At 44.2% G+C, this 22,714-nt stretch carries 26 protein-coding genes and 1 tRNA gene; 24 read left to right on the forward strand and 3 right to left on the reverse strand.

Annotation, left to right across the window (positions count from 1 at the left end; translation table 11 throughout):
* Positions 1–34 precede the first annotated feature (34 nt).
* From VHA02S_RS01755 to VHA02S_RS01785, 7 genes are all read left to right on the forward strand, one after another.
* Positions 35–709 carry an HAD-IA family hydrolase gene (locus VHA02S_RS01755; protein ID WP_029789028.1) on the forward strand — a complete coding sequence of 225 codons (675 nt, stop codon included), beginning with the start codon at positions 35–37 and terminating at the stop codon, positions 707–709.
* A gap of 39 nt (positions 710–748) precedes the next feature.
* A complete protein-coding gene (gene manA, locus VHA02S_RS01760) occupies positions 749–1,936 on the forward strand; it encodes a mannose-6-phosphate isomerase, class I (RefSeq protein ID WP_038898150.1) in 1,188 nt (395 codons plus the stop codon).
* Between the two features lie 246 nt (positions 1,937–2,182).
* Positions 2,183–3,244: a quinolinate synthase NadA gene (nadA, locus tag VHA02S_RS01765; protein ID WP_005450292.1), complete on the forward strand. Its 1,062-nt coding sequence runs from the start codon at positions 2,183–2,185 to the stop codon at positions 3,242–3,244.
* Positions 3,245–3,376: 132 nt separating this feature from the next.
* Positions 3,377–4,420, forward strand: a complete 1,044-nt coding sequence (locus VHA02S_RS01770; protein WP_038898149.1) for a potassium channel family protein — start codon at positions 3,377–3,379, stop codon at positions 4,418–4,420.
* Positions 4,420–4,836 carry a DUF350 domain-containing protein gene (locus VHA02S_RS01775; protein ID WP_005450290.1) on the forward strand — a complete coding sequence of 139 codons (417 nt, stop codon included), beginning with the start codon at positions 4,420–4,422 and terminating at the stop codon, positions 4,834–4,836. The genes VHA02S_RS01770 and VHA02S_RS01775 overlap by 1 nt, the downstream gene beginning before the upstream one ends.
* A gap of 8 nt (positions 4,837–4,844) precedes the next feature.
* Complete coding sequence (locus VHA02S_RS01780; RefSeq protein ID WP_038898148.1) at positions 4,845–5,414, forward strand: DUF1190 domain-containing protein; 570 nt, start codon at positions 4,845–4,847, stop codon at positions 5,412–5,414.
* 5 nt (positions 5,415–5,419) lie between these two features.
* Entirely contained in the window at positions 5,420–6,586 is a 1,167-nt protein-coding gene (locus tag VHA02S_RS01785) for a glutathionylspermidine synthase family protein (RefSeq protein ID WP_017188307.1), read from the forward strand.
* A 66-nt stretch (positions 6,587–6,652) separates the two neighbouring features.
* Here the strand turns inward: VHA02S_RS01785 and VHA02S_RS01790 are convergent, their stop codons facing one another.
* Positions 6,653–7,222 (reverse strand): YecA/YgfB family protein, encoded by a 570-nt coding sequence (locus VHA02S_RS01790; protein WP_005450287.1) that lies wholly within the window; start codon positions 7,220–7,222, stop codon positions 6,653–6,655.
* 94 nt (positions 7,223–7,316) lie between these two features.
* On the opposite strand from VHA02S_RS01790, the gene VHA02S_RS01795 reads away from it, so the two are divergent.
* The 3 genes from VHA02S_RS01795 to VHA02S_RS01805 all read left to right on the forward strand — a co-directional run bounded on the left by VHA02S_RS01795 (position 7,317) and on the right by VHA02S_RS01805 (position 10,991).
* Positions 7,317–9,737, forward strand: a complete 2,421-nt coding sequence (locus VHA02S_RS01795; RefSeq protein ID WP_038898147.1) for a hybrid sensor histidine kinase/response regulator — start codon at positions 7,317–7,319, stop codon at positions 9,735–9,737.
* 572 nt (positions 9,738–10,309) lie between these two features.
* A complete protein-coding gene (locus VHA02S_RS01800; RefSeq protein ID WP_005441741.1) occupies positions 10,310–10,759 on the forward strand; it encodes an L-alanine exporter AlaE in 450 nt (149 codons plus the stop codon).
* Between the two features lie 144 nt (positions 10,760–10,903).
* Positions 10,904–10,991: transfer RNA gene (locus VHA02S_RS01805), tRNA-Ser, on the forward strand.
* A 122-nt stretch (positions 10,992–11,113) separates the two neighbouring features.
* On the opposite strand, the gene exsE2 is transcribed toward VHA02S_RS01805, so the two are convergent.
* Positions 11,114–11,404, reverse strand: coding sequence for a T3SS regulon translocated regulator ExsE2 (gene exsE2, locus VHA02S_RS01810; RefSeq protein WP_005450284.1), 291 nt, complete (start codon positions 11,402–11,404; stop codon positions 11,114–11,116).
* Between the two features lie 7 nt (positions 11,405–11,411).
* Positions 11,412–11,858, reverse strand: a complete 447-nt coding sequence (locus VHA02S_RS01815) for a type III secretion system chaperone (protein WP_005450282.1) — start codon at positions 11,856–11,858, stop codon at positions 11,412–11,414.
* Positions 11,859–12,231: 373 nt separating this feature from the next.
* Here VHA02S_RS01815 and VHA02S_RS01820 point away from each other — a divergent pair, with 373 nt between their 5' ends.
* From VHA02S_RS01820 to VHA02S_RS01885, 14 genes are all read left to right on the forward strand, one after another.
* Positions 12,232–12,639 carry a YscW family type III secretion system pilotin gene (locus VHA02S_RS01820; RefSeq protein WP_005450280.1) on the forward strand — a complete coding sequence of 136 codons (408 nt, stop codon included), beginning with the start codon at positions 12,232–12,234 and terminating at the stop codon, positions 12,637–12,639.
* Positions 12,640–13,222: 583 nt separating this feature from the next.
* Positions 13,223–14,083 carry a helix-turn-helix transcriptional regulator gene (locus VHA02S_RS01825; protein ID WP_005450279.1) on the forward strand — a complete coding sequence of 287 codons (861 nt, stop codon included), beginning with the start codon at positions 13,223–13,225 and terminating at the stop codon, positions 14,081–14,083.
* A gap of 143 nt (positions 14,084–14,226) precedes the next feature.
* Entirely contained in the window at positions 14,227–15,207 is a 981-nt protein-coding gene (locus VHA02S_RS01830; RefSeq protein ID WP_005450278.1) for a T3SS regulon anti-activator ExsD domain-containing protein, read from the forward strand.
* A gap of 12 nt (positions 15,208–15,219) precedes the next feature.
* Complete coding sequence (locus VHA02S_RS01835; protein WP_005450277.1) at positions 15,220–15,648, forward strand: YscB family type III secretion system chaperone; 429 nt, start codon at positions 15,220–15,222, stop codon at positions 15,646–15,648.
* A 65-nt stretch (positions 15,649–15,713) separates the two neighbouring features.
* Positions 15,714–17,519, forward strand: coding sequence for a type III secretion system outer membrane ring subunit SctC (gene sctC, locus VHA02S_RS01840; RefSeq protein WP_223295722.1), 1,806 nt, complete (start codon positions 15,714–15,716; stop codon positions 17,517–17,519).
* Between the two features lie 5 nt (positions 17,520–17,524).
* The gene (gene sctD / locus VHA02S_RS01845) at positions 17,525–18,826 is read left to right on the forward strand and encodes a type III secretion system inner membrane ring subunit SctD (RefSeq protein WP_038898146.1); all 1,302 of its coding nucleotides are present in this window, start codon (positions 17,525–17,527) and stop codon (positions 18,824–18,826) included.
* A complete protein-coding gene (locus VHA02S_RS01850; protein ID WP_005450274.1) occupies positions 18,813–19,019 on the forward strand; it encodes an EscE/YscE/SsaE family type III secretion system needle protein co-chaperone in 207 nt (68 codons plus the stop codon). Before sctD ends, VHA02S_RS01850 begins: the two co-directional genes overlap by 14 nt.
* A gap of 15 nt (positions 19,020–19,034) precedes the next feature.
* On the forward strand, positions 19,035–19,283 hold the full coding sequence (gene sctF / locus VHA02S_RS01855) for a type III secretion system needle filament subunit SctF (protein WP_009698265.1): 249 nt from the start codon (positions 19,035–19,037) through the stop codon (positions 19,281–19,283).
* A gap of 3 nt (positions 19,284–19,286) precedes the next feature.
* Entirely contained in the window at positions 19,287–19,643 is a 357-nt protein-coding gene (locus VHA02S_RS01860; RefSeq protein WP_005441753.1) for a YscG family type III secretion system chaperone, read from the forward strand.
* Positions 19,643–20,275, forward strand: coding sequence for a YopR family T3SS polymerization control protein (locus tag VHA02S_RS01865; protein WP_038898145.1), 633 nt, complete (start codon positions 19,643–19,645; stop codon positions 20,273–20,275). The genes VHA02S_RS01860 and VHA02S_RS01865 overlap by 1 nt, the downstream gene beginning before the upstream one ends.
* 8 nt (positions 20,276–20,283) lie before the next feature.
* On the forward strand, positions 20,284–20,628 hold the full coding sequence (gene sctI / locus VHA02S_RS01870; RefSeq protein WP_005450269.1) for a type III secretion system inner rod subunit SctI: 345 nt from the start codon (positions 20,284–20,286) through the stop codon (positions 20,626–20,628).
* Between the two features lie 2 nt (positions 20,629–20,630).
* Positions 20,631–21,374 (forward strand): type III secretion system inner membrane ring lipoprotein SctJ, encoded by a 744-nt coding sequence (sctJ, locus tag VHA02S_RS01875; protein ID WP_005441767.1) that lies wholly within the window; start codon positions 20,631–20,633, stop codon positions 21,372–21,374.
* The gene (gene vscK, locus VHA02S_RS01880; RefSeq protein ID WP_009698262.1) at positions 21,367–22,032 is read left to right on the forward strand and encodes a SctK family type III secretion system sorting platform protein VscK; all 666 of its coding nucleotides are present in this window, start codon (positions 21,367–21,369) and stop codon (positions 22,030–22,032) included. The genes sctJ and vscK overlap by 8 nt, the downstream gene beginning before the upstream one ends.
* A complete protein-coding gene (locus tag VHA02S_RS01885; protein WP_017819085.1) occupies positions 22,011–22,646 on the forward strand; it encodes an HrpE/YscL family type III secretion apparatus protein in 636 nt (211 codons plus the stop codon). The genes vscK and VHA02S_RS01885 overlap by 22 nt, the downstream gene beginning before the upstream one ends.
* Positions 22,647–22,714 lie beyond the last annotated feature (68 nt).

Genomic DNA, 22,714 nt, shown 5'->3' on the forward strand with positions numbered 1-22,714 from the left:
AATCAGTGGGGCTGATTACTATTGGAGAACATAAATGATCACGATTCCTTTTGCGGGTTTATTGTTTGATCTAGATGGTACGCTAGTGAATTCTATTCCCTCAGTAACCCGATCTTGGACGACTTGGGCGATCAAAAAAGGCTTGGAGCCTGATTACGTTCTGTCTCGTATTCATGGACGTCCTGCTATCGATTCTATCTCTGAACTTTTGCCGAATGCATCTAGACAAGAAATTCAAAATGAAGTGATTTGGTTAGAAGAGTTGGAAGCTAGAGATACGACGGGCATTGAAGTGATTACTGGCGCTCAAGAGTTGCTTCATCAACTTAACGAATTTGAGGTGCCTTGGGCTATTGTGACATCAGGAACCATTCCTGTTGCCAGTGCTCGCATCAAAGCCGGAAAGCTGCCGATGCCCAACGTACTCATAACGCCGGAGCGTATTAGCAAAGGCAAGCCAGATCCAGAGCCTTATTTAAAAGGAGCCGAGGAGCTCGACTTAAACATTGAAAACTGTATTTGTTTTGAAGATGCCAGTGCGGGTATTCATTCTGGAAAAACAGCAAAAGCAAAGGTTGTCGGTATGTTTAGTCATGGTGAAAAGGATGCACTCATTGAAGCGGATTACATCGTCGACAATTGGCGTGATGTAAGCGTTATTAAAAATGAACTTGGCGAGTTTCAGATGATCTTAAGTCGGATGTTATGACGCCAAAACAATCCAAGTGTTTATGAAGTGAGGTCGTTTATGTCGATTTCAAAGCTCGATACTGTTATTCAAAACTATCAGTGGGGGAGTTTATCTTCTATTAACCGTATGTTCGGAATCGCAAATCCCAACGTAGAGCCTCAAGCAGAAATGTGGATGGGCGCACACCCGAGTGGTTGCTCTAAGATAAAAGATACAGGAGAGTTGCTCTCTCACGTTATCGGCGAAAATAGGACCGCAATACTAGGTGATTACACCAGTGCTCGGTTTGGAGAACTTCCTTTTTTACTTAAAGTTCTTGCCGCAGAGACACCGCTTTCTATTCAAGTTCATCCTAACAATGCAAAGGCCCAAGCTGGTTATAGAAGAGAGAACGAGCTAGGCATTCCGATTGCTGCTGATACTCGAAATTACAAAGACCCAAATCATAAACCTGAGTTGGTATACGCACTCACTTTTTATGAAGCGATGAACGGTTTCAGGCCCATTGAGCAGATCATCGCATTATTTAGGGCTGCACAGCTTTCAGCGCTTGATAAAGAGTTGAAACATTTGGAACGCTGCCAAAACGCAGAAGGACTTAAGGCATTCTTTAGTGCTATTTTGTCGTTAAGTGGAGATAAGAAGCAGCAAGCTCTGCGTGAATTGTATGTCGCACATGAAGCAACTCAGATAACGGCTCTTAGTCGACAAGCAATACATTACAGTCGGTCATTTAAACAATACTATCCCGATGATGTTGGGTTGTTTGCGCCATTAATGCTTAATCTTATTGAGCTTGCACCTGGTGATGCGATGTTTCTTCATGCTGAGGTACCACACGCCTATATCCGAGGGACGGCGTTGGAGATCATGGCAAATTCGGACAATGTACTAAGAGCTGGTTTAACGTCGAAACACGTCGATATTCCAGAGCTGATTGATAACACAAACTTTGTTCCGACTTCTTCGGAAAATTTACTTATAACACCACTGTGCAAAGAGAATCGAATAACTTATCCCGTGCCAGTTGATGATTTCAGCTTTGACATTATATCAGTCGATATAGAAGCCTCTCCCCAATATTTAAGAAGTGCAGAAATCCTCTTTTGCATAGAGGGTGAGGTAACTATTTGGTCGGATAAAGAAAGTATCCAGCTCCGAGTTGGTGAATCGATGTTCATTAGTCATGATACCAAGAGTTATCAATATAAAGGAAAGGGGAAATTGGCTCGCGCATATAATTAATCAAAAGGCTCCAAGATTTTGTTACAAATGATTTAGCCTAAATCCTCACTATAAACACGGCAGAAAATCATGATCGGCTCGCTTGCCGATCATTGATGTAATGAATGCTTCGCTGCAACAATCAGAATTGTCACTCACAACAAAGATATACGGCTAGACTGCTATAAATTCCGGTTACGGGTTGGTTTTTGAAAATCAACAAGGTTACAATACTCGGATTAAAGGAAGTTGCGTAGAGCAAGAGCAATGAGCCACATATTAGATAAAATCGACACAGTTTACCCATTCCCACCAAAACCAATCCCATTAAGCCAACAAGAAAAAGCCGATTACATCGAGCGAATCAAAAAGCTGCTTAAAGAAAAAGACGCGGTACTTATCGCCCACTATTACACTGATCCTGAAATCCAAGCTCTGGCTGAAGAGACCGGCGGTTTTGTTGGTGATTCGCTAGAAATGGCAAAATTTGGTAACCGTCATCCAGCAAGTACACTGATCATTGGTGGGGTTCGCTTTATGGGTGAATCTGCAAAGATCCTGACACCAGAAAAGCGCATTCTAATGCCAACGCTAGAAGCAGAATGTTCACTGGATCTTGGTTGCCCGGCGGACAAGTTTAGCGAGTTCTGTGACGCTCACCCTGACCACACGGTGGTGGTATACGCAAACACATCTGCGGCAGTAAAAGCACGTGCTGATTGGGTTGTGACTTCTAGTATCGCGCTTGAAATCGTCGAGCATCTAGACGCAGAAGATAAGCCAATCATCTGGGGGCCGGATCGCCACTTAGGTTCTTACATTGCAAACAAAACTGGTGCAGACATGTTGCTATGGCAAGGTGAGTGCGTAGTTCACGACGAGTTTTCTGCAGATGCGCTACGCAAGATGAAGAACGTATACTCGGATGCGGCAATCCTAGTGCACCCAGAATCACCTGCAAGTGTTGTAGAGCTAGCCGATGCAGTAGGCTCGACAAGTCAGCTAATCAAAGCAGCGAAAGAGCTGCCTCAAAAGCAAATGATCGTCGCAACAGACAAAGGCATCTTCTTTAAGATGCAACAGTTAGTGCCTGAAAAAGAACTGATTGAAGCACCGACAGCAGGGGCTGGTGCGACATGTCGCAGCTGTGCACACTGCCCTTGGATGGCGATGAACGGTCTTAAAGCAATTGAGCAAGCGCTGCGTGAAGGTGGTGAAGAGCACGAAATCTTTGTTGATGAAGCACTACGTGTGAAGTCACTGATTCCGCTCAACCGCATGCTAGATTTTGCCGAGCAGTTAAACATGCAAGTCAAAGGCAACGCATAGTCATTCCGTCTACTTAGACTGTAGTTTGTTAATATAAATCTCAAAAACCAGCCGAATGTGGCTGGTTTTTTTATTTCTTACAATCAATAGGTTAGTATTTAGTTATAGCAATCAGAAAGGAATCGGAAACTTATGGCTGTATGGCTAGTACTGAAAAAGTGGCTAAGCATCCATCTTTTCAAATTAAGCAACCGAAACCTTCTCGTCATTAGTGGCGCATACATTGCCATCTCGTGGTTATTGTTGGCTCTTGCAGGAGAGCATGCACTGACCGAAAACTTCTCTAACTTTATTTACTACCTCATGGTGACTGCTTCAACGGTTGGCTATGGTGACTTATCACCCTCAAGTGATATGGGTAAGTGGGTTGTGGTTCTGTTTATTATCCCTGGTGGTTTGAGTTTATTTGCTGCCATTTTGGGGCGAGTGGCTGGTGGCGCAATTGACTATTGGCGAGCAGGCATACTGGGTAAACGGAGAGTAAGAGTGGATAACCATATCGTATTATTGGGTTGGAATGGCGCACGAACCATGCACCTTATCCGCATGTTGCAGCATGAAGAAGAGGGCAAACGCCCAATTGTGTTATGCAGTCGTTCAGACATTGAAAACCCATTACCAGGTGAAATTGGTTTTATCAAGGTGAACAGTTACACCGATGCGCAAGAGATGAAAAACGCCAACATCACCGATGCTAACTGTATTATTGTCGATAATCTTAGCGATGATATTACTCTCTCTGCCGCCTTGTATTGTGCCTCAGTGAATCCTGATGCACACTTGCTGGCTTATTTTAAAGATGAAGCGCTAGGTCGACTGTTGAGTGAGCACTGTCCAAAAGCGGAATGCATTCCAGCCGTTGGCGCGGAGATGCTTGCGAAAGCGGCAGTAGATCCGGGTTCGAGCGCACTTCATCAGGAGCTACTTGCTTCAACTCGGGGTATGACACAGTACTCGGTGATTTACCCACAAGATCAACCGACAACCAGCGTGGAAAAGATCTTCGGATTTATCAAGAAGCATCACCAAGCTACGTTGATCGCGTTCGATCTTGGTGACGGGATTGAACTCAACCCAGATTTAAATGCTCAAGTGCCACCAAGCACTAAGCTGTTTTACATTGCCGACGAGCGAATTGATGACTTCGCTTGGACAGACATGAACAAGGACAAATAATGCATATGATTGCCGACCTGTTGGCAGGTTTTCCCAATTTTCTTCTCTACTTTTCTGTTTCGATCGTTTTCGTGCTGGCGTTTAAGTTCGTCTACGTCAGATTGACACCTTATGACGAATGGCATCTGATCAAGGAAGAGAAAAATACCGCTGCGGCAGTTGCGTTAAGTGGTGCTTTTCTTGGTTACTGTCTGGCTATTGCCGGCGCTGCGACTAACTCAGTCAATATTGTGGATTTCATGGTATGGGGCGTTGTAGCGATGCTGGCACAGATCATTGCGTTTGGTATTGTACGTTTTATTCTGCTGCCAAAAGTATCGGAGCGTATTGAAAATGATGAAGTGCCAGCGGGCATTGTTTTAGCGGCTGTCTCTGTGTCTGTCGGTGTGCTTAACGCAGCCTGCATGACATACTAGGAGGAACGATGAAACGCAGTTCCAATGTAAAACGCTCCTCAATGGACAAGAGTTTTAAAATCGGACGAATCATTCCATTCGTTGCTTTTGGTGGGATTTTTTTCCTCGCAACTCAAGAATCAGAAACGGAAGGCTATATCTACGTCGATGCTGACGAGTGTAAATCTGCCGCGCCTGAATTCAGTGAGCAGTGTGACATCGCCTACCAAGAAGCGATGGCGCGTGCAGAAGAAAATGCGCCGCGCTACAACAACAAATATGAGTGCGAAAATGACTTTTACGAGGATGATTGTTACTACAGTTCTCGTCATCACTCATATGTCCCATTTGTTGGTGGTTACTTCTTCAGTCGCGCGGTGAGTGGGCTTAAGGGCTACAACAAAAGTTATTACTCAGAGCCGATGTATCGTTATAAATCGAAGTATTACAACGGTGCAGGACAGTTTTACGGCTCTTATCGCAATCAATCCACTAAGGTTGCTACCAGTAACCTAAATAAGCGCGGTGGCGGTACGATTGGTCGTGCGATGTCTCGTGGTGGCTTTGGTAAAGCTGTGTCAGTCAGCCGCGGTGGTTAACTGAAATGTTTCGACGAGAAATACAAGAAAGAGAAAACTGGCGTGAATTGGCACGCCAGTTTGGTTTTGGCTTCCATTCTATGTACGACCAACCGTATTGGGATGAGAGTGCTTACTATCAATTTACCCTTGAGCAGATAGAGAAAGACATTGAAGACCCAACGGAAGAGCTTCATCAAATGTGTCTTGAAATCGTCGATCAGGTTGTACGAAGTGAGCAGTTACTGACACAGTGTGCGATTCCCGAAGCAATGTGGTCACAAGTCGCTTCCTCTTGGCAACGAAGAGAGCCTTCTCTCTATTCGAGGATGGACTTTGCTTACAACGGCTCCTCTCCTGCAAAGTTATTAGAAAACAACGCAGACACACCAACGTCATTGTTTGAGACTGGCTTTTGGCAGTGGGTGTGGTTAGAGGATGTTGTCAATAAAGGTCGCATTCACCAAAGTGCGGATCAGTTTAATATTCTGCAAGACTTTCTGATTCAACGCTTTGCCGATATTGCCAAATTGCAGCCGGGTCAAACGCTGCATTTTAGTTGTTGCAAATACACCGAAGAAGATAAAGGCACAGTGCAATACCTCGAAGACTGTGCGCGAGAAGCTGGGTTAGCAACCGCCTTTGTTTTTGTCGAAGATATTGGCGTGACGCAAGATGGGCAATTTGTGGATTCCGATGGCAGAGCGATTCGCTGGATGTTCAAACTCTACCCTTGGGAGTTCATGTTCGAAGAGGAATACAGCCAGTACTTGGCAACTGCGAGTGTGAATTGGTTAGAGCCGATGTGGAAATCGATTCTGTCTAATAAAGCGTTGTTACCCTTGCTTTGGGAGAGGTTTCCAAATCATCCGAATCTTTTGCCCGCGTATTTTGCCAATGATCCAAAAGCGGCTAGCTTAAAAGACTATGTCATTAAACCTCTGTTTTCTCGCGAAGGTGCCAACATTGAGATTGTCAAAAATGGTCAGCGATTGGTGAAAACACCGGGTCCGTATGAATCGAGCCAAAACATCATTCAACAATATCATCCGCTACCTAAGTTTGGCTCAAGCCATACGTTGATTGGCAGTTGGTTAGTGAATGATAAAGCAGCCGGGATCTCCATTCGAGAAGACAGCAGTTTAGTTACCCAAGATATGGCGCGATATATCCCTCATGTTATTCTAGATTGATCAAAAAAGCTCTCCGGATTGGAGAGCTTTTTCATTCTGTCTTATGTCTCTCACAGGGTGGTGAGTTTATTCTTGCTCAGCTAGCATTACGCCACGTTGAGTCAGCCCGCAAAGCATCATCGGCATTGCGTTGAAGATCTCTTCAAACTGCTCTAGACCTTCCATACCTTGCTCTGCAAGTGTCGTGATTGTCGTTTCTGGATCGTAAAGCATAGTTAGAGAAAGCAGTACGCCACCAAGCAATGCACTGTCTTCACTGTCATCAGGCATCAACGTTTCCCAATCGTCACGAGACAATTGCCAGCCTTGAAGCACACCTTCACAGAAATCACGCGTGTTTGCAGATACGATATCTTGATCATCCAGCTCGCATCCTTCAGGCCAAAGCCATGCACCTTCCAGAAGCGCTGGGCGTGTTTGGTTCCACATTTGAATGATCTCATCGATGTACTGTTCCAGTTGCTCACCATCAGAGAAAGGTGCTGTTTCTTCACCGCCCCATAGGAATGGTAGCCACTCTTGAGGATTCAACACGTTTGGCGCACATGCCATAGACGTAACAAAGCCTTGAGTTTTCGCTAGGTTTAGTAGTTTTCCATCAAGTTCTGGAAGAGAAAGGATGTCTTGTAGTTTCAAAATAGAATACCATTTGTTAATGGGCTGGTTGGTTGGCTAATCTTACCAATCAATCAGTGATAAATCGATATTAGGGAATGATTCGTCTACATCTATGGAAATTCGTTCGTCACTCAGAAACAAAAGCATTCTCGCCCTGACACTTTATTTGTGTTTCTTCATCGCGACCATTGGTTCTGTTGTTTACCTTGTTGTTGAGCCACCAGTGCGTGAAAAGCTTGAGCGTAATTTGGATTTGCGAACTCAATTGCTCGCCTCACAGATTGAAGGACCGCTAACCAGTTCCGTTGGTTTGCTCAATAGCCTTGTAGGGTTAGGGCAGACGCCAACACCAAGTATTTCACTTCAAGATACGATTCCCCAGTTACTCGCGGTGAGCGACGACATCATCGTCAGTGGCGGATTATGGCCAAAACCAACATTGGAAGATGAACGTTGGCAATATACAAGCTTATTCTTCAATAAGAATGACAACGGCAGCTTGGATCAAATCCATTCCTACAATAATCCAGAGTCTGGTGGTTACGATAACGAACCTTGGTACCAGTCTGTTGCAAACAAACCTGCAGGGGCAGTGAGTTGGTCTGGCGTGTATATCGATACCTTCACGCAAGTTCAGATGATCACGGCTTCAGCTCCTTACTACAAAGAGGGTGTTTTTGCCGGAGTGGCAACCGTAGACTTGTCTTTGGAAGCGTTATTCCAGTTCATTCGTGAACATACAAATCAATACTCATTAGGTGTTGTGATTCGTGATGCCGATGACCAAGTTGTGATTGAGCACAACTTTCAGCTTACTAAGAACATATACATCAGCCAGCTCGGGTTTGGTGGCTTTAATTGGCGCATGGATGTGGTGAATGCCAAGGTCAAAGTATCGGATCAAGTCTTTAATCAAGTAATGAGCGTTGAGACTGGTGTTATCCCATTTCTACTGCTCTGCGTGTTGGTGGGTTACTACCTATTAAACCGATACATTGTAGAACCGATTGTTCGAATTGCTAAGAAAGTGGATGACTCCAAAACGGGCGGCATTATCGATATCGCCTATGAGAGTGAAGATGAAATCGGGCACTTAATCACCAAGTTCAATGAAAAGACGGTTTACCTTGAGCGTGAACGGGTTAAGGCGCAGGCATCTACAAACGCAAAAACAGCCTTCTTAGCAACCTTGTCTCATGAAATCCGAACGCCGATGAATGGGGTGTTGGGAACCGCACAAATACTGCTGAAAACTCATCTAACTGACGAACAAAGAAAGCACTTAAATACCTTGTATGATTCTGGCGATCACATGATGACGCTACTGAATGAAATTCTCGATTACTCGAAAATTGAGCAAGGACACATTGAGCTCGACAACACGCCTTTCCCAATCGAATCGATTCTCGGTAGTATCAACAGTGTGTATCACACTTTATGTGCCGAAAAGGGGCTGCAATTTAGAGTTATTTCTAATGTTACATTTGGACGTTGGTACAACAATGACAAAGCACGCCTGCGCCAGGTGTTATTTAACCTCCTCAATAACGCAGTGAAGTTCACGGATCGTGGCTTTGTTGAAGTCGAACTGACCGAGCATGTGAAAGATGGCATAACCAAACTAACCATTAGTGTAAAAGACACAGGGATTGGTATCAGCCCTGATGCGCAGAAACGCATTTTCCGACCATTCGAACAAGCCGAATCGTCGACAACACGTCGATATGGCGGCACGGGTCTTGGGTTGGCGATAGTGAAGCAGATTTCAGAGCATATGGGCGGGAGTATTACTGTTCAAAGCCAAGAGTGTATTGGCACCAAGTTTATTGTCGAACTTGAGCTCAACCCTTGTGAGGCTGGGGTGTTAGAAGCATCTAATACACATAAACTTGATTGCCAAGGCTTACGTGCGCTTATCGTGGAAGACAACCGTACGAACACCATCATTATGGAGACCTTCTTGCGCTCTAAAGGGTTTGTATGCGTTTGTGTCGAGAATGGGCAGCAAGCAGTAGAGCAGGTGTCGAAGCATGAATTTGATTTGGTGTTGATGGATAACCACATGCCAGTACTTGATGGCGTAGGAGCGATTGCTGTTATTCGCTCTATGGATGCACCAGCTCGCTCGGTTTTGATCTTCGGCTGTACTGCAGACGTCTTCAAAGAAACGCAGGAGCGTATGTTAGATGTCGGAGCAAACCATATCATCGCTAAACCGATTGTTGAATCAGAACTCGATGATGCTTTGTATCGTCATGCGTCGATACTTTATCAATACCAAGACAAGCAAAGCGGAGAACAACCTAAACCTCAAAACGCCGAGGCATTGTTGCTGAACTTCTATATGGCATTAGATGATGGAAACTTGGAACAAGCAATGACGACACTTTCTCACATTTTCGAAAGTGCCAAACCAAATGTCTCTGATGAACTGAATAAAGTGATCCAACGCATCGAAGACTATTTGAGTAAAGCGCTTACCCCTGAGCAAGAGGACATCGACCAACTGACGGTATTGTTAGCAGAACACTAACTCCGTGCATTCACTAAGTAGTGTAGGGTACTTCCTACATTACTTATACCCAAGTGATTTCAAGATGCAGGACTCAGAGCGTTGTCATTTCTTGATTTAGAGTAACTAGATCTTTAAATCGCCGCTGCGCCTACAAACCAAGTCATCCTTGCTGAACCTAGCATCTCGATGTTACTTGGGTATAACCTCCATCTTCACTTCCCATTCTATAAACTTCGTGTTTACTCTGAATTTGCTTGATCCAATAGCATAAGACGATCTTTTTGAAATTCATTTGCCAGATATTTCTCTAGTTTTCTGTGTTTTTTCGCGAGCTAACTGGCTTAAAAGTAAATAAATTACGTTTTAAAACTCCATTTTGAAGTGTTTTATGGGGCTTTTTACTGATTTTGGTGAAAGCTGCTACTTTTGCTTTGAAAGTTAGTTATTAATTTACAACTCATATTTTAAAACGGAATCATAAACTGAAAATAATGTGATTTAATAGTGCCATTAACTGCTATGTGGTTTTAAATGCAGTAAATGATTTTATAGATGTCGTTTTTATTAGTATTTGATTTTAGAGGTTGTAAATGAAGTCTCGTGGACCATTTTGTATTCGCAATGCCGCAGCGGATACTTTTGCTATGGTGGTTTTTTGTTTTATTACAGGGATGATTATCGAGATCTTGATTTCGGGTATGACGTTTGAGCAGTCTTTAGCATCACGCACATTGTCTATCCCAGTAAACATCGCGATTGCATGGCCTTACGGTATGTTCCGTGATTGGGTATTACGCCAAGGTAACAAACTATCACCCTCTTCGTTTATGAAGAACGTGTCTGACTTGGTGGCGTACGTATTGTTCCAATCTCCAGTCTATGCGGGCATTTTGCTGGCAGTAGGCGCGTCAACTGACCAAATCATCACGGCAGTAGCAAGTAATGCAGTTGTGTCATGTGGCATGGGTGTCCTTTACGGTTACTTCTTAGATCAGTGTCGCCGTTGGTTCCGAGTGCCAGGTTACTATCAAGAAGCCTAATTGCCCCAGTTTTGCGCAATTTAGCTAGATAGTGAGCAAACAAACGCAAAAGGGCGCTTTTTTTCGTGTTTAGCCTTGACCATCAGGAACATAATCATTAAATTAGCGCCTCGTTAGCCAATGATGCTAACCACAATTTGATTCGGTGAGTTGTCCGAGTGGCTGAAGGAGCACGCCTGGAAAGTGTGTATACGGCAACGTATCGAGAGTTCGAATCTCTCACTCACCGCCACATTCTTGAAGAAAGACGTCCTAGGACGTCTTTTTTTGTATCTGCAGTTTAGAAACAACAAAAGCCCCAAGAGTTCGGGGCTTTTCGTTTTTGGCGAAGCGAGTGCTTGTTTAAAGTCGACCTTATTGAGGTTGACTGAGCACTTGAACCTTTCTATTCAACAAAGCTTGTACCGCATTGGAATCTTTCTCGAAGCTTAAGATTGAGTTGCAAATATCGACGTTTGCAAGCATCGACAGAGACTCACTTAACTCTAGCTTGGAGTTAGCTCGGTTCACCTCTCGCTCTTTAGGGCTTATCTGCACAACGGTTCGACCTAGAAACGAGCCTTGCTTTACAGAGGCTGTTTGCTCGGTATGTTCTAACCGGTCGATAGACAAGTTCTTTGGTGTTGGTTGGATGTCATTGGACATAGGGTACCTAAACTCTTAAGTCCGAGCTCTGAAGCATAGATGGTGAAACTTCCATTGCGATATGGGCAGACAACAATGACTCCCAAGATTCGCTCTGTGTGAGCAGTTCAGCAAGTGCACTCTCAAACAACTCATAGTCGAGCTGCTCGGTCTGAAGCAACCTGTTTAAACAAAGCTTGTGCCTGTGATTATCTAGGCTAAAAAACAGTTGATGCTCAGACCAATGATAGTTGAATGCCAAAAAAGAACGATAAAGATCAGAATTAACAATTTGTAGGTCGACAATCTCTGCTTCTAGTTGAAGCGTTTCTGTATCTGGGTGGAAAATGAAATGCACTCTTAAGTTATCGTCAAAAGCTAAACCCAGTTCGTCTTCAGTCAAATGTAATTCAGGCAAACCTATTTGATGAGCAAACTTAAGCAAAACCTCATCTACGATTTGGCGCGCTGACATAGAAGCAGTCCTTTTTAGAATTTTATCATCGAAATTATGGAAAGTTAAAACTGATGTTTATCAATATTGGTTGGAATTTTTTATATAAGCGTTTTTTCTATGCGGATAATAAAAACTTATCAACTATGTTGCTTATGTCTCAAGTGTTGTACCACTTACCTTTGCAGAAAGTTTGAGCATTTATTTGGAAGCAGTATCAACTATAAAATAAAGGCAATAAAAATTCCTTATCAAATAATAATGAGTCTTACTTTTGAGAATCTATATTGTCCGAATGGTGTATAAAATAATAGTTGATCTTTTATATATTTGTGTACCAAAATTGCGCCTGCTCATTTTTATTTAAAACATATTCAGTCAAATAGAATCCATAATGAAATGTAATACGTATATTCCGATACTAAGTGCATTGCTTCTCAGCGCTTGTGCTACCACAAATACGGTATCAGATGGGTTTTCTAATCATATTCAAGGAACGCTATTTGGTTGGATAACGTTTGATGATTACGTCGCTCCAGTGAGTACTTCTGTAAACGTCGAAGTATGTCAGGTTTCAGATAATCAATGCTTTACAGTTGTACAGCAAGACTATCAAGGGGTTCAGTTACCTGTTCAGTACTCGGTTGTTATTGCTCCAATACAAGCCGGAAATGGCGAAATGAAAGTGCGCGCTATATTGCGTTCTCAAGGTGAAATTATCGCAAAAAAAGAAGAGCAGTATATTTTTACGCAAGGCAGTGTACATAAGGACTTAAAGCTAGAAGCTTATAAGAATTACTAAAAAAGTAATCGTTTTCATTTGTCTTTATTATTTAAAAAAATTAAGACAATTGAAAGTAATATCTCCAGACCTAGGTCTCTATTAATCAATCAACTTAGGTCATCGGGTCAGTTTGTCTTTATATGAATATCGGTTGCGCCCATCATAATTTTTATGGTTATATCCACCGCCTTGGATACGTTGGCTAGGTAGAATGGTTTAAAAATAAACAGCTCAAAGTTGTTAGAAATATCAATATAAATGAAGTGGACTTTAACATTAGTACTTTCATTTATTCTAATATAAAAAGAGTTTTTGCTGTTTTAGTATCACTAGTTATAAGTTGAACTTTAGCAAAAGCTTATTAATTCCCGAAAACAATACATAACAATATCGGGAAGGTTTCTTTGCCAAGATTATTTTGCTACCAAAGGTAGCGCTTGAGCTATTCGTTATTATTCGGGGGGTATGGGAGTGTTATGCGCTTCTATGCTCTTTTCTTTGCTTCTTTAATTGAAATTGTCCTGCGTTTGTCTTCGCACTGCGGGACTTTGACAGTTTCTCTGATGGGGATTAGAGAAATTAAAATTATGAAGGGTAGAAAATGGATGTGTTAGGCCAACTAAACACAGAAAGGGTCGACTCGCGCTTGCGAAAAATCCATAGTGCTTGCTGCTATGAAAAACACGATGAAGTATTTCATTCTAGTCAATCTCACATTGTTGTCGTTCACAATGGTCAACTGAGAGTCCAAACAGGGGATTGCACGCTAGACGTTGTTGCTGGTTGTGGAATTTATCTATCTCAAGGGGATTACTTACTAGAATACACACCGATAGATGGTCAATATACGGCTTCTGTTATCGAGTTTGACAACGAACTGGTGAGTCAACTATTGCAAAAGCATAGTGATCTTTTGATGTCGTTGCCAAAGGTTGAGAATGTTCAGTCTGGATTATTCCCTTTTACTCTCAACTTATTGATAGAACAGACACTATCAGGGATGAAGACGCTAGAAGAACAGTCTTTTCCTGATGCTATTATGCGCTTAAAGTATGAGGAAATGCTCATCTTATTGTTGCATGGGGACCAAGGTGAACACCTCTACGCGTTGTTATCACAACTGACAAACCGAACCTCAGATCGACTGCGTCGCTTTATGGAGCTTCATTACCTTAAAGAGTGGAAACTGACCGACTACGCCCAAGAATTTGGTGCGAGTTTGACTACGTTTAAAGAGCTCTTTAATGAATATTATGGTATTTCTCCTAGAGCGTGGATCAGTGAACGTCGTTTATTGCATGCTCACAAGCTATTGCTCACAAGCAAAATGAGCATCGTCGACGTTGCGATGGAAGCGGGGTTCTCAAGCCAATCTTACTTTACACAAAGTTATCGCCGCCGCTTCGGAACGACACCAAGTAAGGTTCGTTCTGGAGATGAACAAGTAGCAATTGCTAAGTGAAATGTCTGACGACTAAAATTTTCTGACTAATTTTGAAAGGCATTAACTGACGTAAACTCTATTATGCTCAGCGTAACAACGAACAAAACTATTACCTCTACTTCCTTCTGGATTGTTCGAAGTAGATGCGGAGAAGAACACAAATGAAAAAGCAGCATTGGCGACGCCGTTCGCTTTTTCCTAACAACATTGTGACGCAAAGGAAGGTCACTGTATTACAGCGAGGCGCACGATACGAAGGTTTATCCCAATCATCGCAAGAGCCCAATGTTGTTAATGTCAATCACCGACAGCTACTCAGTGAAGGCGTTCTGAGTTACGACCAATTGTCTTTACTCCAGCGCTTGCTTGATCGCAATGTCGTCGATTGTTTATGTGCTAGTCAGCTGATTAAGACATATCAAAAGCTTGGTACGTCTCTAGATCGATTTGCTATGCGCCTCTTTTTAGAGGTGGGTGGGCAACTCAGTGACAATCGTGCGTTGAGCACTTTTGAACAAAGACTGGATTACATTAATCACCGATTAGGTTACCGCTTCAATCTAGCGTCACCTAAAACGCTGATCCTTTCGATGTACTTGACTCTAAATGAGTGGGTTAATCAGCAGACGGATCAGACGGTGTTGCATGATTCCATCAAGCTTGAACAGTTAATCAATCAACTGAGTATTCAGAAAGAGTATTGGTTGAGATTGTCTGGAGAAGAGAGCAGTGCGATTTTTGCAGAGCAACAACTGGAACTGATTAAGAGCCAGCAGAGTGAATTGCATGAGCAGCTAAGTGTTCTCAATGAGCAGCAAAACCAAGTGGTTGAATCTCATCGAGCATTGGTTGAAGAGTGGAAACCAACTCTAGAAAAACTCAAGGGCTTATCTGAGTACAGCAGAACGTCGGATAAGTTTATCTCTGAATGGAAAATATGGTGTAGCGAAGCGCGAGTACAAGCGCCTGAGCTAAACGATGTTTGGGATGCGTGTGATCTTGTATACAGCGACCTAAATGCCGTCGCGAAAATTTGGCAATGGTTTCAAGACATGCAAACCGTTGGCAGCGTAGATCATTACTACTTTGACATTCAGAGCAACCAGTGCGGTCAAGCTTGTAACCATCTCAGCCAGATTTAAATAGGGCTAAATATGTTAGATCAAATGATGAAATCTCTAGCGGCAACGCTAGGGGTTGGGGATTTTATTGCCTCAAATAATGGTTCCTATGACATCGAAGTCGACCAGATGCTGCTTAACATTCGGCAGCAATCATCATGGGTCTTGTGGGAAACCGTTCTCCCATTTCAGTTTGAACAGCACCTTGATTATCAAAAAGAACAGGCGCTAAAGCACTGTATGCAGCTCTCTTTGAAAACGTTGCGAGATACGCGTTGCACGTTAACGGTGAACGACAAAGCGCAGTTGATTGTGCAAGGCAAAATGAATATGGAAAGCGCAACGACAGAAGCGCTTTGTACGCAACTTTCTCAACACGTGAATTTGGTGGAGCAGTTCAGCGATTTGCTCGAGCACCAGCGTGTTAATCATACCGTTAGCCACAGTGTTTGGATTCCATAATGCTTGCAGTTTTAAAGACACAAATGCGCAGACTCGTGTTATCAGCGGTGTGTGCTTCAAGCTTGATGATGGCACTTCCTTCTCATGCTTCTGAGCTTAATTGGTCTGATCAACCGTTTCGTTACTACGCGGACAATGATTCGCTAAAAGAATTACTGAACAACTTTGGCGCAAACTACCGCGTTTCTGTATCGGTGAGCGACAAAGTAAATGACCGTGTCAGTGGTCGATTTACACCAGAAGACCCAGCCGAGTTTCTCGACTATCTGGCGCAAGTTTACAACTTGATGTGGTACTTCGATGGCGCGGTACTTCATGTATACAAAGCGACGGAAACTCGTTCGCGATTGCTACAGCTAGAACTGCTAACGGCTCGTGAACTGCGTAGCACGCTGATTTCAACCGGGATCTGGGATTCTCGTTACGGTTGGCGCGCAGCAGAAAATAAAGGTCTGGTTTACTTGGCTGGTCCTCCGAGGTACGTCGATCTGGTTGTGCAAACGGCAGAAGCGCTGGAAAGCCGACTGGTACAAAAATCCAACTCTACGGATGAATTGTTTGTTGACATTATTCCGTTGAAGTACGCCTCTGCGACGGATAGAGAGATCACTTATCGTGACCAAGGGGTGACGGTGCCAGGTATTGCTTCGGTATTGAGCCGAGTTCTATCCGGTGTTCAAACTCAAGTTAAGGTGGCGAATGAGAGCGACGAAGCAGGAGCGAGTAAGTCTGCAACAGTGACTAAAAAAGCTTCTGTCCATAGCGGCGCATCGGTAGAAGCTGAACCAGGGTTAAATGCGATCATTGTGCGCGATACGCAAGCTCGATTGCCGCTGTATCGCAAGTTGATTGCTCAGTTGGATCAGCCGCAGTCAAGAATCGAAGTGGCGCTTTCAATTGTTGATATCAGCGCGAACGATTTGAGTCAGCTTGGTGTTGACTGGCGAGCTGGTGTTGCGGTTGGTAACAACAGCATTCTGGATCTCAAAACAACGGGTGACGTCGGTGATGGCGATGTCGAGCTTGGCAGCGGACAAACCTTTAAGTCTTTGCTTGACGCAACGAACTTGAATTACCTATTGGCTCAAATCCGTTTGCTTGAATCTAGAGGCAGCGCGCAGGTAGTTTCAAGACCAACCTTGCTAACACAAGAAAACGTGGAAGCCGTACTCAATAACAGCAGCACCTTTTACGTCAAGTTGATCGGTAAAGAGACGGCAGCATTAGAGCAAGTGACGTACGGTACGTTATTGAAAATCGTGCCTCGTATCGTCGGCGATCGATTTGTGGAAAGACCAGAAATCAACCTGAGTCTGCACTTAGAAGATGGTGCGCAAATCTCTGATGGTGACATCGACGGTGTGCCTTCAATTCGCAAGACAGAAATCAGCACACTGGCGACAGTGAAACAGGGACAAAGCCTGCTCATCGGTGGTGTATACCGTGACGAAATCAGCAACAAGCTGCGAAAAGTCCCTTTGCTAGGAGACATTCCATACCTTGGTGCTTTGTTTAGAAGTACGGAAAACACCACAAGAAGAACGGTACGTATGTTCATTATCGAGCCAAGAATCGTTGTGGATGGTATTGGCGACAACGTTCTCATCGGCAATGAATATGATTTAAGACCAAAGATTGGCACGTTAAACAACATTTCAAACAACAGTGCAGACCTTAAATCAGCGCTTGCCTTGTACAGCTGTACTACTCAAGTGCAAGCCGAGCGTTACCAGCAAGATTTGTTGTCACAAGGAAAGTCATCGTTGCTAGCAGAATGCGAGCTTCCTACGGGACAAAAAGGATGGCGAGTACAAATTAAAGAGTGTAATGGCTCAGAGAATCATTGCGTTCGACCATTAGAGGAGCAGTAGCCTCAATGCAGCAATGGAAAATTCGTATCCTCTCCGGTGTCCATTCCGGAGTGGAAGTCACCTTACCCAATGATTCATTGGTATTAGGTAGTGATGATTTTACTGCAGATTTGGTGTTAACCGACTCTGGCATCAAAGCAAGTCACCTTGTTTTGGTTTGCGATGGCGAAACAGTTTTACTGCGCGATTGTGAAGAGGTCTCCATCAACAATGAGAGTGTCACCGTGGATGCTGGTGGCATTGAGCTGGCGCGAAACGCGCTGGTCTCTGTGGGTCGTTTAACCTTTGCAGTCGGTTATCTAGAAGACGATTTGGTTATCGATGTGGCAAGCGATGCATCAGACAAGCAAGCTGCCCCCGTCAGCCATAAACCATCGTCAGGTTGGAAGAGAACACTGCTCATTGGATTGATGTGTAGCTTGATTCCAAGCGTGATATTTGCAGGCGTTTGGTACAGTCAAATTCGTGCCAGTGACAAAGACGCCATTACCGCAGCAGAACCGATTGTCTTGGTGCGCAACATTCTTAGCGAGCTCAAACTTGACGATGTTCGTGTTGAATGGAACGCAAGTGCTCGACAGGCGGTACTTGAAGGTTACGTCGAAGACAGAACACAGAAACTCCAACTACTGGGTCGGATTGATGCCTTAGGTATCAACTACAAAAGTGACCTGAGAACGATGGAAGAGATACGCCGTGGTGTGCGCTTTATCTTGCGCAACCTCGGTTATCACCAAGTCAAAGTCGAAAATGGTGATGAGACAGGCACGCTGCTGCTTACGGGCTATATCGATGACGCAAGTCGTTGGAGCCAAGTTGAGCAGATATTAGAACGCGATGTCCCTGGACTTGTTGCTTGGAAGGTCGAGCTACAAAGAGCGGGTGCGTACATGGATACGCTTAAAGAACTGTTAGAAAAAGCGGAGCTCTTGAAAAAAGTTCAGCTTGTGACTAGCGGTGACCGCATCGAAGTTCGTGGTGAGCTTGATGACATTGAGACCACTCGATTTTATGGCGTAACGAGAGATTTCCGTGAGCAGTATGGCGAGAAACCTTATTTGGTTTTGAAGTCCATTCCTAAGGTAAGCAAAGGAACCAACATCGATTTTCCGTTTCGTAGCGTGAACTTTGGTCGAGTCCCTTACGTCATCCTCACAGACAATATTCGTTACATGGTAGGTGCCCGCACTCCTCAAGGATATCGCATTTCTAGCGTTACTCCTGCAGGGATTGAACTCGTAAAAGGCGGGCGAGTGATCACTATTGATCTAGGGTACGAAGGTGAAAATACCAATGACAAATCTTGAGCAGTTATTACAAGGCGATTCAGGACAGCAAGAAAAAGAGGCGATCATCCTCAAGTTCAAGCAAGCGCAGTCAGCAGTAAAGCGTCAGCTCGATCTTGGTTGTTCACCACAAGAATATCAATTGCTACTCAAACAGCATGAGGCGTATCAAGCAGCCTTAACTGTAATTGAAACTTTCAAAGACAATAAATAAAAAGAGGCGATACCTATGTCATTTTATGATTCGAGTAAAAGTGTTTATCTCGACGACGTTAAGGCGAAACTAGAAGCACAAGCTCAAAAAGCGAACGAAGACGTAAACACGGCAATCAAAAACCTAGAAACGAACGCAGACGATCCGTCGAAGCTTGCAGAGCTGCAGCACACAATCAACAAATGGTCTGTGGTTTACAACATCAACGCGACCACAACTCGTGCAATCAAAGACGTGATGCAGTCGATTCTGCAGAAGGTGTAAGTTATGGATAAAGACATGCGTTTGCTGCTGGCTGAAACAGCGTTGATGGCAACCGGTCTGCATCGTCATGAAGAGGCAAATACCATCGCGGAATGCCTTGAGTCACAAGGTGGTGCAGAAGAAGTCGTCGCTATGATTCGTTCAATGAGTTTGATGAATCGTGGCTTGTACGAAGACGCTCATCGTCTACTTGAACCGCTTTGTATGACGTACCCAGACTTAATCAGTCTGGCAGCGTTAGCAGCAGGAAAAGCTGGGCTATCAAGCAAAGCGGAGTCTTGGCTAGATATGGCATCAAAAGGCAGTGAAGAAAACCAAGCCTTTGCCATGAGTTTCTCTAAGGACATCAGGAACCTTTAATGAAGGTTGAAAACAACGCATTCAACTACACGCTCGGTCATGTGCAGCAACCTTCTAGAGTTGATGCACATGATGCGAACAAGATGAGCCGGTTAATGAGTAATAGCTCATCAGATAAGAGCACATCGTCGACGCAAAAGAGCACGGACAGCGTCACACAAGCCGAAGCCAAAACAACGGCGATAAAGGAATGGTACGAGACGCTAAAACGTACTGGAAATTTCAGTGCTACCACGCTCAACAGTACGCTTGAAGGTGCGTTTTCCTCGCCTAGCGAGAAGAAAGAAGCGTTATGGTACGCCTTTAGTCAGGAGAGAAGTGCAAAGGGCACCGATAAAGCGTCACCAGAATTGTTGGCATCATTAGAGCAAGAGTTGTTGGGCAGTTTTTCGGGGCGCTTATTAGCGGAACCCCCTAAAGACCGCCAAGAGTTGAAAGCGTTGCTTTCTGAGCATTTCCCGCTTGGCGCGCAAAAAGAACAAGCGCTTTGGCACAGTTGGGCAGAGTTGAAAGACATCCCCGATCAAGCCCCAGTGTTGGACATGGTCCGAAAAGAGCTGAGCTTTGTTATACAAAAGAATGCCATGGTCAAGAACATGTTGACTTACAGCCACAAACTAGACCTCTCATAGGAACGGATATGATCAATACGCAGTACACAGAAGTAATGCAAACCAACCTCGAGCAAGTGCAAGACGCACAAGCTGAAGAGGGGCTTAGTGAGCGTTTCGAGCAAGCGATGCTAGCGCCGGAGGGAAACCACGGTTTAGAAGGTGGCTTGTTAGAAAACATCAGCGAACTGAAAAATACCATCGACAATGCAAAAACCAGTTTAACCGACAGCATGAAAATGGTCGGTGACGATCCCGCTCAACTTTTGCAGATGCAGTGGGCGTTGACTCGAATTACCTTTCAAGAAGAGCTGATTGCTAAGACGGTAGGTAAAACGACACAGAACGTAGAAACACTGTTGAAGGCCCAATAGTCATGATGAAGACAATGCGTGCCGCGTGCATGTTACTCGTTTTATTTTTAGTCGGTTGTCAGACGGAGCTATACACTGGAGTAAGCCAGAAAGAAGGCAATGAAATGCTGTCTATTCTGCTTTCTGAGGGCGTAGTGGCAACGAAAGAGCCAGATAAAGACAACACCGTTAAATTGATGGTCGATAACGCCCAGATTGCGTTTGCGGTTGATGCACTGAAACGTAAAGGTTATCCGAGAGAGCAATTTTCAACCCTGAAAGAAGTGTTCCCGAAAGACGACCTGATCTCGTCTCCGCTTGCTGAAAGAGCGAGACTTATCTACGCGAAATCGCAAGAGCTGTCTTCAACCTTGTCACAAATTGATGGTGTGCTAGTGGCTCGCGTTCACGTTGTACTTGAAGATCAAAACCTTCGTCCAGGTGAGCGTCCGACGCCAGCATCGGCATCTGTGTTTATCAAACACGCAGCGGATGTCGCTCTGGATTCATACGTCCCTCAAATCAAGCTGTTGGTGAACAACAGTATCGAAGGGCTGAATTATGATCGTATTAGCGTGGTTATGGTGCCATCTTCAGAAGTTCGAGTGACGGCTCAGGGCAACCAATTTGAAAGTATTTTGTCGATTCAAGTAACCAAAGACACGGCAAGCCATTTGATTGCAATCCTCGTATTCTTAGTGCTACTCGTCATTGGTTCTAACGCGGCGACGTTTGCATGGTGCCGCAGGAATGCAAAACGTGGTTAATTCTGATACGCCGGTTTCTCAGATTCAGCATCAGTTTAACTATTGTCCTTGCAGCTATATTGATGAGAGCTGGGTAAGCGAAAAACAGCCTTGGTTGTTACGACTCCAAGGCTGGAGGGAGCAAGCGACGATCAATCAGTGGTGTATTGAAGAGTGGCAGCTATCGTCGATTACTGACCATGTCTTTAATCATCCATTTAACAGTTTGGCACTGTTGCCAGCCGAAGCGACCAACAGATTGTTGTTGATGATTGGCGGAGCAATGTATTGCGAATCGATGCGCCAAGTCGTATTGAAACAGCCTAAACAGTGTCTCAATCATGTTTTTGGTGTCGATGAAACCCGCTTTCTTATTCAGCAAGGACCAATGATGATTTCAAACTGGCCAAGCGGTTGGCAAAAATCGTTGCCGCCGACTTTAGATGAAGCCAGCTTTGAAAAGACTGCCCGTGAGCTCGGCTATCTATGGATAAGATTCCTATTGGCAAAATCGCCCTCTGAGCTCGTGCAAAGATGGCAGTTCAAACTCGAACGTTCACTCACTCAAACCACACTCAATGCAGATTGGTTGGATGAAACGCATCGAGATCTTGCTTATCGACTTATAAAGAAAATCGCAAAACAGGTAATTCCTCAATGGTTTCATTTGTTGAAATAAAAACCGACAACTTACAGTTGGCTCCGGGTCTAAAAATTCTCAAAGCAAAAGATTATGTGAGTTACTTAGATTCGCAACATTTGGTTGAAGCAGCACATTCCAAAGCCGAGAGCATTGTTGCTAAAGCCGACGAAGCCTATGAGTTAGAAAGACAACGTGGTTATCAAGATGGTATCGATCAAGCGAAGATCGAGAACGCGGAAACCATGATGGCGACGCTAGCAAGATGTAATGAATACTACTTGCAGGTCGAACAGAAAATGACAGGTGTAGTACTGGATGCAGTCAGAAAGATCATCAGCAGCTTTGATGATGTGGATACAACTGCAAGTGTCGTAAGAGAAGCGCTTCAACTGGTTAGCAACCAAAAACAAGTGATCTTGCATGTGCATCCAGAGCAAGTGACTGAGGTTCGAGAAAAGGTTTCTTCAATACTCAGTGACTTCCCTGAAGTCGGTTATGTTGAAGTGATCGCCGATGCGCGACTCAAAAATGGCGGATGTATCTTGGAAACGGAAGTCGGCATCATTGATGCCAGTATCGACGGACAGTTGCAAGCGCTCAAACAAGCGATTACCAAGCAGTTCAGCGAGCGCCAACAGGTACTCTCATAACGCCTATCTTTGAAACTTGAAAGCTCAGCGATGCTGGGCTTTTTTGTTTTCAGTGGCTGGCTATTTCT

The organism is Vibrio harveyi NBRC 15634 = ATCC 14126 = KCTC 12724, assembly GCF_001591145.1.
Taxonomy (GTDB): domain Bacteria; phylum Pseudomonadota; class Gammaproteobacteria; order Enterobacterales; family Vibrionaceae; genus Vibrio; species Vibrio harveyi.

Excerpts from the sequence above, each read along its gene's own strand:
- VHA02S_RS01795 (WP_038898147.1), top strand. The coding sequence starts at position 7,317 with ATGGAAATTCGTTCGTCACTCAGAAACAAAAGCATTCTCGCCCTGACA.
- VHA02S_RS01820 (WP_005450280.1), top strand. The coding sequence starts at position 12,232 with ATGAAATGTAATACGTATATTCCGATACTAAGTGCATTGCTTCTCAGC.
- sctI (WP_005450269.1), top strand. The coding sequence starts at position 20,284 with ATGATCAATACGCAGTACACAGAAGTAATGCAAACCAACCTCGAGCAA.
- VHA02S_RS01825 (WP_005450279.1), top strand. The coding sequence starts at position 13,223 with ATGGATGTGTTAGGCCAACTAAACACAGAAAGGGTCGACTCGCGCTTG.
- sctJ (WP_005441767.1), top strand. The coding sequence starts at position 20,631 with ATGATGAAGACAATGCGTGCCGCGTGCATGTTACTCGTTTTATTTTTA.
- VHA02S_RS01885 (WP_017819085.1), top strand. The coding sequence starts at position 22,011 with ATGGTTTCATTTGTTGAAATAAAAACCGACAACTTACAGTTGGCTCCG.
- VHA02S_RS01770 (WP_038898149.1), top strand. The coding sequence starts at position 3,377 with ATGGCTGTATGGCTAGTACTGAAAAAGTGGCTAAGCATCCATCTTTTC.
- VHA02S_RS01830 (WP_005450278.1), top strand. The coding sequence starts at position 14,227 with ATGAAAAAGCAGCATTGGCGACGCCGTTCGCTTTTTCCTAACAACATT.
- nadA (WP_005450292.1), top strand. The coding sequence starts at position 2,183 with ATGAGCCACATATTAGATAAAATCGACACAGTTTACCCATTCCCACCA.
- VHA02S_RS01865 (WP_038898145.1), top strand. The coding sequence starts at position 19,643 with ATGAAGGTTGAAAACAACGCATTCAACTACACGCTCGGTCATGTGCAG.
- sctC (WP_223295722.1), top strand. The coding sequence starts at position 15,714 with ATGATGGCACTTCCTTCTCATGCTTCTGAGCTTAATTGGTCTGATCAA.
- exsE2 (WP_005450284.1), bottom strand. The coding sequence starts at position 11,404 with ATGTCCAATGACATCCAACCAACACCAAAGAACTTGTCTATCGACCGG.
- sctF (WP_009698265.1), top strand. The coding sequence starts at position 19,035 with ATGTCATTTTATGATTCGAGTAAAAGTGTTTATCTCGACGACGTTAAG.
- VHA02S_RS01800 (WP_005441741.1), top strand. The coding sequence starts at position 10,310 with ATGAAGTCTCGTGGACCATTTTGTATTCGCAATGCCGCAGCGGATACT.
- VHA02S_RS01850 (WP_005450274.1), top strand. The coding sequence starts at position 18,813 with ATGACAAATCTTGAGCAGTTATTACAAGGCGATTCAGGACAGCAAGAA.
- VHA02S_RS01860 (WP_005441753.1), top strand. The coding sequence starts at position 19,287 with ATGGATAAAGACATGCGTTTGCTGCTGGCTGAAACAGCGTTGATGGCA.
- VHA02S_RS01780 (WP_038898148.1), top strand. The coding sequence starts at position 4,845 with ATGAAACGCAGTTCCAATGTAAAACGCTCCTCAATGGACAAGAGTTTT.
- VHA02S_RS01775 (WP_005450290.1), top strand. The coding sequence starts at position 4,420 with ATGCATATGATTGCCGACCTGTTGGCAGGTTTTCCCAATTTTCTTCTC.
- sctD (WP_038898146.1), top strand. The coding sequence starts at position 17,525 with ATGCAGCAATGGAAAATTCGTATCCTCTCCGGTGTCCATTCCGGAGTG.
- VHA02S_RS01785 (WP_017188307.1), top strand. The coding sequence starts at position 5,420 with ATGTTTCGACGAGAAATACAAGAAAGAGAAAACTGGCGTGAATTGGCA.
- VHA02S_RS01815 (WP_005450282.1), bottom strand. The coding sequence starts at position 11,858 with ATGTCAGCGCGCCAAATCGTAGATGAGGTTTTGCTTAAGTTTGCTCAT.
- VHA02S_RS01835 (WP_005450277.1), top strand. The coding sequence starts at position 15,220 with ATGTTAGATCAAATGATGAAATCTCTAGCGGCAACGCTAGGGGTTGGG.
- manA (WP_038898150.1), top strand. The coding sequence starts at position 749 with ATGTCGATTTCAAAGCTCGATACTGTTATTCAAAACTATCAGTGGGGG.
- VHA02S_RS01755 (WP_029789028.1), top strand. The coding sequence starts at position 35 with ATGATCACGATTCCTTTTGCGGGTTTATTGTTTGATCTAGATGGTACG.